The organism is Armatimonas sp. (assembly GCF_043760365.1).
Lineage (GTDB): Bacteria > Armatimonadota > Armatimonadia > Armatimonadales > Armatimonadaceae > Armatimonas.
On record NZ_JAYUPA010000340.1, the window covers coordinates 1 to 15791 of the forward strand.

Genomic DNA, 15791 nt, shown 5'->3' on the forward strand with positions numbered 1-15791 from the left:
AGAGAGCTTGGGAAGCCAAGCCAGGAGATTCTTGATCCCTGGTCCGGGTGGATGGAGAAGCGAGTAGGAGCAGACTCTAGGACACCAAACTTTGGCGCAGGGCATGTCGGTATAATCTGGCTCAATCTCCGTTTTGATGGAAGCGAGAAAGATAGTTGCTGCGGCTTATCATCCTTTGAGTGGATAGGCAATCATTATAGAATCATCGGTAACGCTGCTCTGCCCGCGACTGAGGCCTGGTGGAAGTCGCTACGTCGGAAAATCTCTAAGCTTACTATCAAAATTCCAAGAAAATCACTACAAAGCACGTCACGCAAAGAGATTTTTGCGTTTTCTTGTGCCTATTCTCTTCTCAAGACTGGTAGCGCAGACCTCAACCCGTAACCAGACCACGCTTAGAGCACCTCACTGCGCTTACTGTACTTACCGTCGGCGAGTGATGAGGCGGGCACCGCGCTGGTAGGTGAAAAAGGCGTAGGCCCACTCTAACAAAACATTGAGGCGGTTGCGGTAGCCGATGAGCTTCAGGACATGAATAAAGAGCCAGAAGAGCCACGCGGGGTAGCCTTTGAGCTTGAGGCCCGGTAAGCTTGCGATGGCGGCTCCACGCCCTAGCACGGCTAAGTCCCCCAGGTTATGGTACTTAAACGCCTCGGTGGGGTGGTGGTTGACGCGCCGGATGACGTTGCGCGCCGCACACGCTCCGCCTTGCACCGCGCCTTGAGCGACACCGGGAACAAGCTTCTCGGAGATGGGCTCGCCGTTGGAGTCGCGGAGGGTGGCCTGGGCCATATCGCCGATCACAAACACTTCGGAGTGGCCGGGAATCGAGAGATCCCGCCCCACAATCACGCGCCCGGCTCGGTCCGTAGCGACTCCCAGGCTTCCTCCAACCGGTGCGGCCTTGTTGCCCGCCGCCCAGAACACCGTGCGGGCCGCGACCTCCTCGCCCGACGAGAGCGACACCCCATCGGGGCGAATGTCGGTCACTTTGACACCGTTCTTGACCTCGACTCCCAGGCGCTTCAGGTCTTCCTGGGCACGTTGGGCCAGTACGCCGGGGAAAGTATTGAGAATGCAGGGGCTGTTTTCGATCAACAGAATGCGTGTTTTGGTGAGATCCACGCGGCGAAAGTCGGGGCGCAGGGCTTTCTTGGCGAGCTCCGGTAGCACTCCCGCCAGCTCACAGCCCGTGGGGCCGCCGCCGACGATCACAAAGGTCAGCCAGGCTTGCTGCAGTGCGGGATCGTCGCACATCTCGGCTTCCTCAAAGGCGACCAGAAACCGGCGGCGCATCTCCAGCGCATCGCCTAGGGTTTTTAGCCCCGGTGCGAGCGGCTCCCAGTCATCACGGCCAAAGTAGCTATGGCGCGCCCCGCAGGCAAGAATCAAATAATCGTAGGGAATCGCCTTCCCGTCGGCGGTGGCAACGGTCTTCGCCGCCACGTCCACGCCCGTCACTTCCGTCATCCACACGGTCGCGTTTTTCTGCTTGCGCAAGATAGAGCGGATCGGGTAGGTAATCTCCGTGGGAGCCAGCGCCGCGGTCGCCACTTGGTAGAGGAGCGGCTGAAAGACATGGTGGTTAGTCTTATCCAGTACCAGGACATCTACGGGCGCATTTTTCAGCCCCTGCGCCGCCGCGATACCTCCAAATCCGCCGCCCACAATCACCACCTTCGGTTTCGTACTCATTCTGCTCATGCTCTTAGTGTACCTTCCTTGGGTAAGCCGATCAGGTACGTAATAGGCATCGGGGAGTGGGCGACGGGCTCGCTCCCGATCTCCCAGGTGTAGCTCTGATCCAGCCCCGCCGTCAGCTCTCGCAGCTCGTCGGGTGTGTAGGTACGCAGACAGGAGACAAAGCCATCAAAAAAAACGGCGAAAGGCAAGATGGGAATCAGATAGGTAAAGAACAACCGAGAGAAGCGCACCGGACGAATCCGGGGCGTGATAATCCAGACCGCGAGCGGGACAAAGAGCATCCCCAGAAGCGCGGGTATCGTCCGTGCCGTCGCCTCAAAAACCGCGATTCCCTGGCGTTTTTCTACGGCATCGGCGAGAATCGCGCGGGCCTGCTCCGGGCGGAAGTGATGAAAGCTGGCAAAGAGCGTCCGAAAGCCAGCGAGCGCTTCAGGCACTTTAGTCGCATCCACAGGCTCTATGTGGTACGGCAGTGCCGATCCCGCCAAGTTAGGGTAGAAATCCGTGAGGAGTACGTCGGGTTTCTGCCCCTCCAGCAGCGGCAAGAGCGTCGCCCACGGCCCGCCCGCCCCCGAGCAGAGATCCAGAACGTTGGTAGCCTGGCACGCCTCCAGCGCCGCCGCCAGCTTTGGGACAATCTTCGCGTACGGATTGGCCAGACGCACCACCGTCTCCAAATAGTCGGTCGCTCCATCACGAAAGACCGTCGGCCAGCCCGGCAGATCCGTCAGCTCGATAAAGTGAAGTCGTCTCATTATAGTTGCACCAGATTTTGCAATCTAGAATAACCAGTCTAGCTCGGCTGCTGAGTACGCCATCACCGCCATGGCGGCGATGCATTTTTGGAGCGCCTTGGGATTGATTTTTTTCACTTTTTCAGCTCCCGAATCACGCGCCCCTCATCGGTGGGGCCGATGAGGCGGTTGCCGAGCCCTTGGTAGTCAAAGTGGAGCTTGAAGGGATCGAGGCCGACGCGGTCTAGGATCGTGGCCTGGAGATCGCGGATCGTCATTTTGTTCTCAACAACTTTGTAGCCCAGCTCATCGGTCTGGCCGTAGCTGCCGGGCTTGGTGCCACCGCCTGCCATCCAAATCGTGAAGGCATTGGGGTTGTGGTCGCGGCCTAGGAACTTGCTGCCGCCGCGCGCTTCGTTCATCGGTGTGCGGCCAAACTCGCCGCCCCAGACCACTAAGACATCGTCGAGCATCCCACGCTGCTTGAGATCCTTGATCAGCGCGGCGCAGGCTTTGTCTGTGTCGCGGCACTTGCCAGGAAGTGCTGTCACTAAGTCGTCGCCTGCGCCCGTGCCATGAATGTCCCAGCCCCAGTCGTAGAGCTGGACGAATCGCACGCCTTTCTCCACAAGTCTTCGCGCTAAAAGACAGTTATTGGCAAAACTAGACTCGCCAGGTTTCGCGCCGTAGAGATCCAGCGTCGCCTGTGACTCTTTCTTGATGTCCATCAAATCCGGTACGGAGAGCTGCATGCGATAGGCCAGCTCGTACTGCGAGATACGTGTCACGGTCTCCGGATCCCCGAGAGCGGAGGCCTCTTGCCGGTTGAGTTTCTCCAGCGCGTCTAAGCTGCGCCGACGGGTCTGGCGATCCATGCCCGGCGGGTCGGAGAGATAGAGAATCGGGTCGCCCACGGAGCGGCACTGAACCCCTTGATGGATACTGGGCAGAAACCCGCTGGACCAGAGGCTCTTGCCGCCCGTCGGGTCGGTGCCGCCGGAGAGGAGCACGACAAAGCCGGGCAGGTCCTTATTGGCTGTCCCGATCCCGTAGGTCATCCACGAGCCGAGCGCCGCGCCGCCGGGGAAGGCATTACCTGTGTAGAGAAACAGCTCGGCGGGCGCGTGGTTAAACTGCTCCGTAGACATCGAGTGGATCACCGCCAGCTCATCGGCAATGCTCGCCGTGTGGGGGAGCAAGTCACACATCCACGCACCCGTCTGGCCGTGTTGCTTGAACTTGTGCGGCGAGCCGAGTAGCTTGGGCTTGCCCTTGATAAAGGCAAAGCGCTCGCCCTTGAGATAAGAATCCGGGCAGTCCTGAAGATTTAGCTCATTGAGCTTTGGCTTGTAGTCAAACAGGTCCAGCGACGGCGGCGCACCGGACATGTGCAGGTAGATCACGGCTTTGGCCCTCACCCCCGGCTTCGCCGACCCCTCTCCCAATAACGAAGCCCTTCGGGTGGGAGAGGGGTAAGCGTCGGCTTCCAGCGCTCCCATTGCTAGAGCGCCTAGCCCGAGACCCGCTTTGCCAAAAAACGTCCGCCGCGACATCGCGCGGGCTTGTAGTAGTTCCAGTTCAGTCATGTTCGTTTTTCTTCGCTCCTCTGACCGCTCCCATGAACGGGGGCGTGATATTGTCCTCGCAAGCTCCGACACAAAGGCCGTTCCAGCCATACCGAGCTGCCCCGGGATATGGGCGGCACGCCCTTCGTGTCGCGAAGCGACAATAAGACGCTCCCGTTCATGGGAGCGAGAAAGCAAGGCGGTTATCCCTTCGTCAGCACACCATCTAAATTCAATAAAACATTGGCGACCACCGTCCACGCGGCGAGTTCGGCATCCTCAGCCCCTGTGAGCTTCTTGGCCTCTATCAGATTTGCCGCGTAGTGGGCTTTCTCGCTCTCAAACAGCGCCACCAGCGGCGGAATTTGCGCCTGGTTTGCGGGGCGAGAAAGCGCGAGGCGCAGGCCGTGGCGTGCTTTGTCGGCGGGCATGGTACCTCCCTCGGTTTGCAGCCGCTTTGCCAGCGCGACCGCCATTTCTAGGTAGGCGGGGTCATTCAATGTCACTAGCGCCTGGAGTGGTGTGTTCGTCGGGATGCGGCGCAGGGTGCAGAACTCGCGGCTGGGGGCATCGAAGGTCTGCATGCTCGGATAGGGAACCGTGCGCCGCCAGAACGTGTAGAGCCCACGCCGGTAGCGGTCTACGCCAGTGCTGGTGGGGTAGCTCCGCTCGCCGTTAAATGCGGCTTTCCAGAGGCCGTCGGGCTGGGGCGGATAGACACTGGGGCCACCGAGTTTGGGGGAGAGCAGCCCACTTACTAAAAGCGCCTGATCGCGGATCCCCTCGGCGTCTAGGCGGCGGCGCGGGTAGCGTGAGAGCAGACGAACCCGTGGATCCCGTGCAAGTCTGTCAGGCGTGACCTTGCTACTCTGCTGGTAGGTGCGGCTCATCACGATTGTCTTGAGGAAACGCTTGACGTTCCAGTCTTTCTGGAAATCTAGCGCAAGAGCATCAAGCAGCTCCGGGTGCGACGGCGTTGCCCCCTGCGTTCCGAAGTCCTCCTCAGTCTCTAGCAGCCCCACACCAAAGAGCTGTGCCCAAAAACGATTGACTTGAACGCGCGCCGTGAGGGGATTCTCGGGGGAGACAAGCCACTTGGCCAGCTCCAGGCGATTTGTCAAGGGCTTTTTCGTAAATGTCGCCGGGCCTGCGGGCGTGACGACCTCCTCAGGTGTGAGGAAATTCGCCAGCGTGAGCGAGCGCGTGACACGGCGCTTGGCCTCGGGGAGCTCACGGAGCACGGGAAGCGGGATCGGCTTGAGCGCGGCCAGCTCGGCCTGTTTCTGCGCGATCTTCGGTGCCGTCGGACTGTCGGTGAGGAGCGCAGTTTTGGCAGTGAGAATCTTCCCAGCAAGGCTCTGCTCGGCGACCACTTTCCGATTTTCGTCGTAGAGCGTGATGCGGACATTGGCGAGCATGCCGGGGTGGGCATCGGTGCGCGGCCAAACAGCGACACTCTGGAGCGGATAGGTCATCCCCAAGTCCACCTCCCACCACGGGTTGGCTTCTTGCTTAGTATGCGTCACGGTGTTGTCTGGAAACTTGCCACTCGTGTTGCCATCAATGGCCCGCGCCGCCTCGCCCTCAAAATCTGTGCTGGACTGGCTCGCCTTGCCCTTGCGTGCGACATTCTCACTGCCACTGAGCGCCTGCACCTCGGCGAGCATGAGAAACGCCGTGCCCGGGAGCGTGACCCGGACAAAGCGGGCGCTTGGGGCTTTCCCCAAAGGCTCCGCCGCACGCACTTTCTCCAGCTCCGCGAGCTCTTTTTCCAGCACGAGCTTCTGCGCTCGCTGCGCCGCTGCCAGAACCGGCATTGTTGGCGACTCGCCCGGTTGGTCGTTGTCCTCGGTTTGGTTGAAGATCGCCATGGTTCGGTAGAAATCCGTCTTCGTAATCGGGTCGAACTTATGCGTGTGGCACTGTGCGCACTGATAGGTCAGCCCCATCCAGGACTGCATCGTCACAATCGTTCGATCCTTGACCGCAGCAAGACGAAACTCCTCATCGTCGGTGCCGCCCTCGGTGTTGGTCATCGTGTTGCGATGAAACGCGGTGGCGATCTTCTGGTCTTCCGTGGAGTGAGGCAGTAAGTCCCCCGCAAGCATTTCGAGAGTGAACTGGTCAAAAGGCTTGTTGCTGTTAAAGGCCGTGATCAGCCAGTCGCGCCACGGCCATAAATTGGGGCGAAGCGGGTCGGAGCCGTAGCCCGCCGAGTCGGCGTAGCGCCCCAGATCCAGCCAGACCCGCGCCCACCTCTCCCCAAAGTGGGGGGAGGCAAGCTGCGAATCTACGAACTTTTCATAGGCATTGGGAGCCTTGTCACTCACAAACGCCTCGGCGTCTTTGAGGCTCGGCGGCAACCCGGTTACGTCCAGCGCCACGCGCCGCGCCAGTGTCCAGCGGTCGGCCTCGGGCGAGAGCGCGAGCTTTTCTTTGGCGAGGCGAGCGGCGATGAGAATATCAATGCCAGACACACGGGTGCGGGGGGCTTGCCATGCCCAGTGCCCTTCGTATCTTGCGCCCTGCCCGATCCAGCGCCGCAGGGTCGTGAGCTGCGCCTCGGTCAGCGTGTGACCTGTCTCTTTGGGGGGCATGCGTAGAGCATCGCCGACGGGCCGTGCCACGCGCCAGAGCAGCTTGCTGGCAAGGATATCACCGGGCACCACGGCACGATTCGGCTGATCCAGCCGCAGCTCCGCCGAGCGCTTGTGCTCATCCGCCCCGTGGCAGCTCAGGCAGTTGGCGGCCAGGATCGGACGAACCTCGCGCCGGTAGTCCACGGGAGCGGGGGCGGAAAAGGCGGCAGTGAGCAAGCCCAGTGTGGGGAACAAGGAAAAACAGAGCAAACGTCGCTTCATCGTAATTTTGATTGTACTAGATTGCCGCCACAATGGCTTCCTGGATTGTTGTGGCAGCGCGATCCAGGGGGACTGCTCCCGCCCCATGGGGTACTAAAAGCCGCGTTCGAGAGCCGAACTCCCCCACAAAGAGCCAGACAATACGCTGATTGATATGGCGCTCCCGCAATGGTTGAGCAAAACTTCCCAGCGCCCGAGCGTCCTGGTTCTGTGTGTCGTAGATTATAACCAGCGGACAGAGCGGCCCCACTTTTCCGACAAGCTCGTCGCTACTCTTGCACCAGAGCAGAGGCGAGAGCCTCTGGCGCTGCCAGAGCTCTTGGACGGTGTGAAAGAAAGCCTCTTCACCGACCACTACCACGGGACGATTGCGTGCAGGCTCATCCGTCGTCAGCTGGGCGAGTGCGGAGCTCAGGCGCTCTGGTGCGGCAAGAGCCAGGGTGTCGCGAAACTCGAAGGTATTGCCTCTCGCACGAAGCCCGTAGAGGAGAACTGTCGTGCGCTCCGTGGCGGGGTCGGCACGCAGATTCCGAATCAGTTGAAACGCATCAAAGGCAGTGGTGAACGGCGGGATGAGCAGTGCATCGGGGCGAAGATCGCGAGTACGGCGAAGCGCTTCCGCAGGAACGGCGGCGGCACTGAGAATCATTCCTTGCTGACTAAGCGCATGGTTGAGCCGGTGTAAAACAACGGTCTGGTCGTGGATAAGCAAGAGAAAGCGGCGCGGCCCTGGTACACGAGCAGGAGCCAGAGCGGCGGCATGACGCTCCTCCTCTGTGCTCTCTCTTACCAGAGGCAAGGTAAAAGCGAAGGTACTCCCAATGCCTGGAGTGCTCTCCACCCAGATCGTCCCCCCCAGCTTCTCAACAATCGCCTTGGAGATCACCAGCCCTAGGCCCGTGCCGCCCACACGGCGCGTGGTGGAGTTATCCGCGCGGAAAAACTTGGCAAAGAGCTGAGTTCGATCCTCCGATGTCAGCCCAATTCCCGTGTCCGAGACCCGCACGACAAGCTGTGCCTGCTCCACACCGAGACGCACGACCACTTTCCCCTCGGTTGGAGTGTACTTGAGGGCATTGGAGATCAGGTTCATGAGTACTTGGGCAATTCGATCCCGATCCCCCAGAACCGGGGGAAGCTCCTCGGGAGCCATGAGGGTCAGAGTGATGCTCCGTGCCCGTGCCTGCTCCTCCATCGTCCGCACCAGCTGCCGGGCCAGCGGGCCACACTCCACGGGCTCGCGGACCATCTGTAGCCCCGCCGACTCTAGCTTGGAGAGATCGAGCATCTCCGTGATCAGCTCGGTGAGGCGCTGGACACTGATCTGGGTGAGAGTGAGAAACTCGCGCTGATCCTCGGTGAGGGTGCCCGGTTTTTCGGAGAGCAGTAGGGCGACATTGCCGTGTATGGCGGTCAGAGGAGTGCGCAGCTCGTGGGAAACTGTCGAGGCGAACTCACTCTTGAGCCGATCTGCCTCCGTCTCCCGGGTGACATCGCGGAGCACCACAATCCGGCCAATGAGAGTCCCTTCGGTGCGCACGGGCGCGGAGAAGAAGCGCAGCACGCGGGGGAAGGGCCGCGCCAGAGAAAAGGTCTCCTCGGCCACGTGCTCGGTATCGCGGAGCACCTCGCGCAGGCGCAGGCGGGCGGGCTCCTGATCGCCCGCCTTGAAGAGCGAGAGGAGGCGCGGGCCCATCCGGGCGAAGCTCTGGTCGAGGAGATCCTCGGGTTCCATGCCAAAAAGTCCGGCGAAGCGTGGATTTGCCATCAGAAAGCGCCCTTCCCGGCTCAAAAGTGCGATACCGTCGTTGGTTGCATTGAGCACCGACTCCAGCCGCCGCCCTGTTGTGGCAAGCGCCTCACTGCGGGCCTCCAGGGTTGCCTCGCGCTCGGTGACCGTCTCCGCCATGCGCTGGAGAGCCTGCCAGAGCTCCCCTACCTCGTCGTCTCGGTCCCCCGCATCCGGAAGGTCTTTAGAGGTAATTTCCCGGCGCTCCAGGCGCTCCACCGTTGCCACCAGCTCCTCCAACGGCTCCGTGATCGAGCGGGCGATAGAGCGACCAATGGACAGCGCACTCGCCAGCGCTCCGAGAGGGAAGAGCACCAGCCCAACAATTCGAATAATATCCGCCGTGACATAGAGCGGCTCGTAGCGCTCACGCTCCTGAATCACCTGCTGGTTGAGACGCTCCATCGCCGCCGCCACCGGAGCAAATCCTGTCTCCGTGCGATTGGCTTTCCTGTCCCACACTAAAAAAGCGGCGTGCGCTGTTGCCCACGAGTCACGCAGTTTGGGCGCGGGATGATCCTCAAACCAGACACTAATCTCCTGGTGACGCGTTCGATAGATATAACGTGCCTGGCTCTGGGCAGCGCGAAAAGTAGGGTCTTTGAAGCGCTGGAAGCTCCGCTCCGCTTTGGCCACGTCCTCGGCGGCGTGCATCAGCACCTCCACCCGGCTGGCCAGCTCCTTGCGCGCGGCAAACTCCCCCCGGTAGCGCCCCGCAAAACCCCACAGGAAAACCGGCACCAGGAGCCCGGCAACCAGCAAGACAATCAGCGGCAAGACATAGCCCAGGAAGATTTTCCGGGCAATTCCCCGGGGTAGCATAGCTAGAGGAGGTTCTCCAGGCCATAGACCAGCCCCGTCAGGCTCGCGGCCTTGCGAATCGCAAGCACGACACCGGGCATGAAGCTCGTGCGGTCTAGCGAGTCGTGGCGCAGAGAGAGGCGCTGCCCCTGCGCCCCAAAGATCACTTCCTGGCTGGCCACAAAGCCCGGCAGGCGCACCGAGTGCACGGGAATCTCGTCCACCTCGGCCCCCGTGGCTCCCGCATGGCTCTCAAACGCATTCTCGGGCTTGGCGGTAGGTATTCCCGTCCGTGCCGCCGCGATCATCTGCGCTGTCTTTACTGCCGTCCCGGAGGGCGCATCCACTTTTTTCTCGTGGTGCATCTCGATAATCTCGACATCGGGCAGGTACTTGGCGGCTTGCGCGGCGAACTGCATCATCAGAATCGCTCCAATGGCAAAGTTCGGTGCGATTAAACAGGCTGTCTGGTGCTTTTCACAGAGCCCCCGTAGCTCGTCCAAATCAGCGGGCGAGAGCCCCGTGGTTCCGACAATCGGAATGACTTTATTCTCCAGCGCCGTGCGGATATTGGTCATCGCCGACGACGGCACGGTGAAGTCCACCATCACGGTGGGCTGACTCTCGCGTAGAAGCGCCCCCATGTCATCGCCCACCTCGATCTGCACGCTCACTTCCATGCCCTCGGCCTCGGTGACCGCACGCACCACCTCGCTCCCCATCCGGCCCAACGCACCGGAAACAGCAACTCTAATCATAAACTCAGTGTACCGTGCGAGGGTACACTGAAGCCATGATGCAGGAAGCGCTTGCAGCATATCTGGAGAGATTTAGCATGCTCCATCGCAACGTCACTAAAGTGAAAGGCGCAGCTCCGCACAAGCCTATTCTCCTGCTGGCGATCTTTCAGGAGATCAACGCCGGACGCTCTGCGATGGGGGGCGCTTTGCCGACGACCTATGGCCACTTCTCGCCGAGAGTCACACGCGGGAGGTTCTGCGGAGCCACCTACTAGCGACCTATTTCTCTGGCCAGCCCACGGAGGTTTCTGAGGGGGCGACCACGAGCTATCTTGCCTTGCAGGCAGAGACACTTAAGCAGCAAGCTCAGGCAAAGTTCAGGCTCCATCCAACGATCAAAGAACAAAACACCGACGGCTATTTTGTGCGTAGCAAGCTCTTCCCGAAAGTGGTGAAAGAGCTGTATGGCTTCGCGTGCTGTGTCTGTCAAGCATCGGCGCGGCTGGGGAACAGTAGCCTAGTGGACGGGGCACATATCCTGCCGTTCTCCGAGTTCCACAACGACGATCCCCGAAATGGGCTGGCGCTCTGCAAAAACCACCACTGGGGATTCGACATTGGAGCCTGGAGCCTGAGCGACAGCTACGAGATAATTGTCGCACCAAAGCTGATCAACGATTTGGTCTATGTAGAAAATGGTAAGACCATCGTACAGCCCAAAGACCCAATCTACCTCCCCAATCCCATTGCGCTCCAGTGGCATCGGGAAAACATACTGAAATAGTCCTACCCCTAAAGAATTCGCTCAGTGGCAGTGACGCTCGCTGGCCGCAGCGGTGCTTCCAAGATCGTCGCTGTGACCAGCGGCGAGGCGGGACCACTGCGGGGTGGGACGGCCCTCCCTGGCGGACGGAGGCGCACTCCCATCCTCCATGAGCCGGTACGAATTGCTGTGGGATCCGTAGATTACCGGCCAGTCCTTGGGCGAGTCCTCCCAATGTTCCTGCCGGCCGTAGACGGTTATGTCGAGCATCCCGAAGCTGCCGTTCATCACTTCGCACCCACGGGCCGTGGTCCAATATGTCTCGAAAACACGGTCCCCGTCACGCAGGTAGCACACCTTCATCCCGAAATGACGCCCAGCGATCAGGCGATCCTGCGACACCTCGGGCACGGAGTACCACGGCATCTCCCAGCCCATGAACTCGCGGTAGCAGTTGCTCTCGTCGTAGGGGCCCTCGCAGAAGACAGCGTAGGTGACATCGCGCGCGTGCAGGTACGACAGCTCCCGCACCTGGCCGGAGTTGAAAGTGCAACCTTCGCACTGCTGGGCGGCGGGCTGACCCGTATGCCACATGTGGTACGAGGCGAACAGCAGGGAGCGGCCCTCGAACGTGTCGAGCAGCGAGATTGCGCCGGTCTTTCCGATAACCAGTGTGGTGGGATCCACCTCGACCATCGGCAGTCGGCGACGCGCGGCGGCGAGGGCGTCCCCCTCGCGGGTGTGGGCTTTCTCTCGGCCCCGGAGTTCGGCGATCTTGGCGTTCCAGGTCTGCCGATCGACAATAGGGGGTGTTGCTTTCATGGTTGTTTCCTTGCTTGGCCTTAAACCAGCCAGGCCATCTTCTATCCTTTCTGTACTGGGAGACGTGGAGAGAAAGCGGAAAGCATTACAACAGAGCCTTTTGCATGAATCGTTATCCACCCACTGGAAGTGGGCGTCTGGGGGGCCTGCGGCCAAAAAATCGCTCCGCGACTACCGGGTTCCTAAGTTCTCAGTCGCGGAGCGACTTCATAGCCGAGGAACGAGGCTCTTAGACGCCGATTTCAATCGGCGGACGACTGAAATAGGCGGTTGTCGGCGGGGGAGGGATTCGTGCAAAAAGCTCAACAAGCAAACTTTATTTTGCCAAAGCTACTTGTCATCTCTTTCCGCTAAGGGTGGATGTGGCTTATAAACTAGCTTTTGAGCTACTCAAGCGATGGGCCAGAAGATGGCGGGCACTCTGGATGAGCTGATCGGGCTTCATGCCACTCACCACCACGCGCTCGGAGATGTCTTCATCATTAAGCAGAACTCGGTAGCTCCACTGGCGAATCGGGCTTCTCCCAATATAGCCGATACCCGGTTTTTCCCCAACGACAATTCGATGGCCTTGATGATTCTCTTCCTGAATAACTCTCATGTACGATGCTCCTCACTTACATATACCACCAGGAAAGAGCCTTTGTTTTTCAGTTTGGACAGGTGCACCAAAAAGACAGATGGAGTGTCCTTGAGGGGAGTTAGAGGGCGAACTGGTGAGATTTCCTATAACTCTAGTTTCCGATAACTTGGGGGTATCCATAGTTACCGGAAACTAGAGCTGAAGGTTTTTTCGGTAGTCATCGCAGCGGAAACGGAGCCTGGTGAGGGTTTTGGTGTGCGTGGCATCGCTCGCTAAGTCCCGCTCCTCTTGAGGATCGGTTGCAAGATCAAAGAGCTGCTCCCGTGGCGGCTGTTGCTCCGTGTAGCGAATGTACTTCCAGCGCTCGGTGCGGACGCCCTCACTCTTGGGAATGGGCTTGCGTGGGGGATCGGTGCTGTAGGTATGCTCGTAGTACCAGTCGTCGCGGCCCTTTGCCCTCGCGTTGCGCAAGATCGGCTGAAGGTCACGCCCTTGCATGCCTTTGGGAATCGCAACGCCCGCCATCGCCAGAATGGTCGGGGCGACATCAATATTCAGCGCCATTTGCGAGCGCCGCCCGCGCGTTGACTTTGGCAGACGCGGGTCACGGATAATCAGTGGCACGCGAATAGACTCCTCGTACATCAGCCACTTGCCATCTAGTCCATGCGCTCCGTCCATCGAGCCATTGTCCGAGAGATGAATCACCACGGTGTTCTGATCCAGCCCCTGCGCCTTGAGCGCGCGACAGATCTCCCCCACGGCGGCATCGGCGCGGCTGGTGTAGGCATAGGTCTTGCGCATCGCCGCCTGGTAGGTCGCGGGCTTCTCAAACCACTGGGGAGTTGCTCCGAGGCTACCCTGCACTTTCTCCGGGAGCGCCTCAAACGAGGCACGCGTGAGATTTTTCGGCGGCGGAATCGTGGCGTTTGTGTACGGGTCTTTGTACTCCGGGTCAAAATAGTCCAGCGGCCCGTGCGGCTCCTTTAGCGCAACAATCAAACAGAACGGCTGCTCGTTCTTGGTCTCCTTCAAAAACGCGACGGCTTTTTCGGTCATTACCGTGGTGAGGTAGCGATCTTGGCCGTTCACCATTTGCTTGAAGGCAATGCTCTGGGGGAAGCCGTACCAGAGATCAAACTGGTCGGCGGGCAGAGCCAGTGCATTGTTTGGCTGAGGTGCCCCAATGGCGAACTTGCCCAGAAAGCCCGTGCGGTAGCCCGCCTGACGCAGAAGCGCGGGAAAGGTCTGCTGCCACTGCGCCGCCGAGAGCGGCTTTTTAAAGTCCTCAACCCCGTGGCGGCGCATGTGCTGGCCGGTGTAGACACTCGCGCGGCTGCAACAGCAAATCGCTGTGGTAACAAAAGCGTTCTCAAACAGTATGCCCTCGGCGGCAAGCTGGTCAATATTTGGGGTTTTCAGGACGAGATTGCCCGTACAGCTTAGACCATTGTAGGGTTGGTCATCCGTGAGAAAAAAGACAAAGTTCGGTTGCATCAGTGCGCTCCCGAAACGTGCAGTGCCAGAAAGAGGTGGATGAGTCGCATTTAGTCTAGTCCTCGCCCTCAAGCTCTGCGAGCGCCTCTTTGTCGGCCTCTTCAAACGGCCCGATAGCGGCAATTGTCAGCTTGCTTGAGTCTTTTGGCAAAATGGCCTGCGCGACAGCGAGGACATCCGCAACCGTGACGGCATCAATCTTGGCGAGCGCCTCGGCGAGCGGGACGACCTGATCGAAGTAGAGCTCAGACTTGCCCAGGCGAGTCATGCGGCTGCTCATGGACTCCTGCGCCATGATGAGTGCGCCCCGAAATTGATTTTTCGAGCGCTGAAGCTCGGCTTCACTCACACCGTCTTTGCGGACCTTCTCAAACTCGGCGCGCACTAAGTCAAGGCACTCCTCAAAGTTCTCCGGCGACGTTCCGCCGTACGCGGCGAAGTAGCCCCCCTCGCGGTGCGTCGCACTATAGGAACCCACGGAGTAGGCCAGGCCACGCTTCTCTCGAATTTCCTGGAAAAGCCGAGCACCCATCGAGCCGCCCAGAATATTATCTAGGATCGCCAGCGGGTACTTTTCCGCGTCGTGCTGCCCGTAGCCATCCACGCCCACGCAGAAGTTCACCTGCTCGGTGGGGCGGCTGTAGAGAAGCTTGCCAGGAGCTGCGACCGGGCGCGTGAGTGTGCCGTTGGCCTCGCCGGTCACGAGGCCGCCCAGCATCTGCTCCGCCAGCGCCACAACCGCAGCGTGCTCTAAGTTCCCCGCAGCAGCCACGACCAAGCTTTTTGGCCCGTAGCGCCGCGCGATGTAGCCGCGCAGATCCTCAGGCGTGAACGCCGAGACTGTCTCGACACTCCCAATCACCGGCAGGCCCAGCGCGTGATTCGGGTAGATTGTCTCCGCAAAGAGATCGTGCACCATGTCTTCCGGGTCATCGTCGCGCCGCTTGATCTCCTCAAGAACCACTTTGCGCTCCTTGGCCGTTTCATCGGGATCGAAGAGCGAGCCGGTGAGCATGTCCGTGAGAATGTCTAAGCCCACGGGCAAGTGCTCGGAGAGAACGCGGGCGTAGTAGCACGTGAACTCTTTGTCCGTAAACGCGTTGAGGTAGCCGCCCAGCGCGTCCATCTCATCGGCGATTTCTTTCGCGCTGGGGCGGCGCTCGGTGCCCTTGAAGAACATGTGCTCTAAAAAGTGAGAGATTCCCCGCAGGCGCGGCTCCTCATCGCGTGAGCCCGCACTAGCCCAGAGCCCCACGGAGACCGACTGAACGGTGGGAATATTTTCAGTGACAACCCGCACGCCATTGGGCAGAACGGTTCGGGAGACATTTTCAACCATAACGCTAAGTGTACCGTTTTTTTAAGCTGTCAAGCTTGCCAGTTTATGCGCAATACCGTTGCCAGACTTTGCGAAGAAAGATACATTTGCACAAGAACTGTAACTTATCCCCTGCCTAAGCACCCAAAGGGTACCCGGGAGGCTTTGACAGTGGAGGCAGGCGAACCCGCTTCCCCGTCTATAGGGCAAGTTACATTGCCCCGTGCCTTGATGTTGAGTGCGGCATTCAAATCCGCATTCATCATCAGGCCACATTCTAAACATTGGAATTTGCATTGAGATTTTCGATTATGTTTATCGCAGCAGCCACAGGCAGAACAAGTACGGGAAGTGTTGCGCGGGTCAACCGCAACAACACGTACTCCTGCACGTCTGGCTTTGTACTCGATAAAGTTCCTCAACTGATCGAATCCCCAATTTCCAAGCTCAAAACGCATTTCTCGTCTGAGGCTCGAACCTCCGTCTCTGTGCATAACCGAAGCCCGCTCTCGAATACCACTAAGGTCTTCAAGAGCGATTGCCTTACCAGAGACAGCCGCCGATTCGACAAGGCGACGGCTGATGACCCTTCCCCTTCGGGGTGGGTGCCCCTG

General features: G+C 59.7%; 13 protein-coding genes and 1 pseudogene. 3 read left to right on the top strand and 11 right to left on the bottom strand.

Annotated elements, in window-relative coordinates; all coding sequences use genetic code 11:
* A pseudogene (locus ACH2EH_RS08295) lies at positions 1–384 on the top strand (hypothetical protein); the annotation flags it as partial.
* Between the two features lie 39 nt (positions 385–423).
* On the opposite strand, the gene ACH2EH_RS08300 reads toward ACH2EH_RS08295, so the two are convergent.
* The 6 genes from ACH2EH_RS08300 to dapB all read right to left on the bottom strand — a co-directional run bounded on the left by ACH2EH_RS08300 (position 424) and on the right by dapB (position 10212).
* The gene (locus ACH2EH_RS08300; RefSeq protein ID WP_395140679.1) at positions 424–1704 is read right to left on the bottom strand and encodes an NAD(P)/FAD-dependent oxidoreductase; all 1281 of its coding nucleotides are present in this window, start codon (positions 1702–1704) and stop codon (positions 424–426) included.
* The gene (locus tag ACH2EH_RS08305; protein WP_395140681.1) at positions 1701–2459 is read right to left on the bottom strand and encodes a class I SAM-dependent methyltransferase; all 759 of its coding nucleotides are present in this window, start codon (positions 2457–2459) and stop codon (positions 1701–1703) included. Before ACH2EH_RS08305 ends, ACH2EH_RS08300 begins: the two co-directional genes overlap by 4 nt.
* 113 nt (positions 2460–2572) lie before the next feature.
* Complete coding sequence (locus tag ACH2EH_RS08310) at positions 2573–4024, bottom strand: DUF1501 domain-containing protein (RefSeq protein ID WP_395140683.1); 1452 nt, start codon at positions 4022–4024, stop codon at positions 2573–2575.
* A 182-nt stretch (positions 4025–4206) separates the two neighbouring features.
* On the bottom strand, positions 4207–6864 hold the full coding sequence (locus ACH2EH_RS08315; RefSeq protein WP_395140685.1) for a DUF1553 domain-containing protein: 2658 nt from the start codon (positions 6862–6864) through the stop codon (positions 4207–4209).
* A gap of 16 nt (positions 6865–6880) precedes the next feature.
* A complete protein-coding gene (locus ACH2EH_RS08320) occupies positions 6881–9475 on the bottom strand; it encodes an ATP-binding protein (RefSeq protein WP_395140687.1) in 2595 nt (864 codons plus the stop codon).
* Between the two features lie 2 nt (positions 9476–9477).
* Positions 9478–10212: a 4-hydroxy-tetrahydrodipicolinate reductase gene (gene dapB / locus ACH2EH_RS08325; protein WP_395140689.1), complete on the bottom strand. Its 735-nt coding sequence runs from the start codon at positions 10210–10212 to the stop codon at positions 9478–9480.
* A 35-nt stretch (positions 10213–10247) separates the two neighbouring features.
* Between dapB and ACH2EH_RS08330 the strand changes: the two genes are divergently transcribed.
* Together ACH2EH_RS08330 and ACH2EH_RS08335 are read left to right on the top strand one after the other, a co-directional pair.
* A complete protein-coding gene (locus ACH2EH_RS08330) occupies positions 10248–10469 on the top strand; it encodes a hypothetical protein (RefSeq protein WP_395140691.1) in 222 nt (73 codons plus the stop codon).
* 62 nt (positions 10470–10531) lie between these two features.
* Entirely contained in the window at positions 10532–10978 is a 447-nt protein-coding gene (locus tag ACH2EH_RS08335; protein WP_395140693.1) for an HNH endonuclease, read from the top strand.
* Positions 10979–10999: 21 nt separating this feature from the next.
* Here the strand turns inward: ACH2EH_RS08335 and ACH2EH_RS08340 are convergent, their stop codons facing one another.
* From ACH2EH_RS08340 to ACH2EH_RS08360, 5 genes are all read right to left on the bottom strand, one after another.
* Complete coding sequence (locus tag ACH2EH_RS08340; RefSeq protein ID WP_395140694.1) at positions 11000–11779, bottom strand: DUF899 family protein; 780 nt, start codon at positions 11777–11779, stop codon at positions 11000–11002.
* Between the two features lie 367 nt (positions 11780–12146).
* A complete protein-coding gene (locus ACH2EH_RS08345; protein ID WP_395140696.1) occupies positions 12147–12380 on the bottom strand; it encodes a hypothetical protein in 234 nt (77 codons plus the stop codon).
* A 174-nt stretch (positions 12381–12554) separates the two neighbouring features.
* Positions 12555–13859: a sulfatase gene (locus ACH2EH_RS08350; RefSeq protein WP_395140698.1), complete on the bottom strand. Its 1305-nt coding sequence runs from the start codon at positions 13857–13859 to the stop codon at positions 12555–12557.
* A 55-nt stretch (positions 13860–13914) separates the two neighbouring features.
* On the bottom strand, positions 13915–15198 hold the full coding sequence (locus ACH2EH_RS08355; protein ID WP_395140700.1) for a M16 family metallopeptidase: 1284 nt from the start codon (positions 15196–15198) through the stop codon (positions 13915–13917).
* Positions 15199–15302: 104 nt separating this feature from the next.
* Positions 15303–15761 carry an RNA-guided endonuclease InsQ/TnpB family protein gene (locus ACH2EH_RS08360; protein WP_395140702.1) on the bottom strand — a complete coding sequence of 153 codons (459 nt, stop codon included), beginning with the start codon at positions 15759–15761 and terminating at the stop codon, positions 15303–15305.
* Positions 15762–15791: the final 30 nt, after the last annotated feature.

Bases quoted from the DNA above. Each gene is read 5' to 3' on its own strand.
- ACH2EH_RS08300 (WP_395140679.1), bottom strand. From the start codon at position 1,704: ATGAGCAGAATGAGTACGAAACCGAAGGTGGTGATTGTGGGCGGCGGA.
- ACH2EH_RS08305 (WP_395140681.1), bottom strand. From the start codon at position 2,459: ATGAGACGACTTCACTTTATCGAGCTGACGGATCTGCCGGGCTGGCCG.
- ACH2EH_RS08310 (WP_395140683.1), bottom strand. From the start codon at position 4,024: ATGACTGAACTGGAACTACTACAAGCCCGCGCGATGTCGCGGCGGACG.
- ACH2EH_RS08315 (WP_395140685.1), bottom strand. From the start codon at position 6,864: ATGAAGCGACGTTTGCTCTGTTTTTCCTTGTTCCCCACACTGGGCTTG.
- ACH2EH_RS08320 (WP_395140687.1), bottom strand. From the start codon at position 9,475: ATGCTACCCCGGGGAATTGCCCGGAAAATCTTCCTGGGCTATGTCTTG.
- dapB (WP_395140689.1), bottom strand. From the start codon at position 10,212: ATGATTAGAGTTGCTGTTTCCGGTGCGTTGGGCCGGATGGGGAGCGAG.
- ACH2EH_RS08330 (WP_395140691.1), top strand. From the start codon at position 10,248: ATGATGCAGGAAGCGCTTGCAGCATATCTGGAGAGATTTAGCATGCTC.
- ACH2EH_RS08340 (WP_395140694.1), bottom strand. From the start codon at position 11,779: ATGAAAGCAACACCCCCTATTGTCGATCGGCAGACCTGGAACGCCAAG.
- ACH2EH_RS08345 (WP_395140696.1), bottom strand. From the start codon at position 12,380: ATGAGAGTTATTCAGGAAGAGAATCATCAAGGCCATCGAATTGTCGTT.
- ACH2EH_RS08350 (WP_395140698.1), bottom strand. From the start codon at position 13,859: ATGCAACCGAACTTTGTCTTTTTTCTCACGGATGACCAACCCTACAAT.
- ACH2EH_RS08355 (WP_395140700.1), bottom strand. From the start codon at position 15,198: ATGGTTGAAAATGTCTCCCGAACCGTTCTGCCCAATGGCGTGCGGGTT.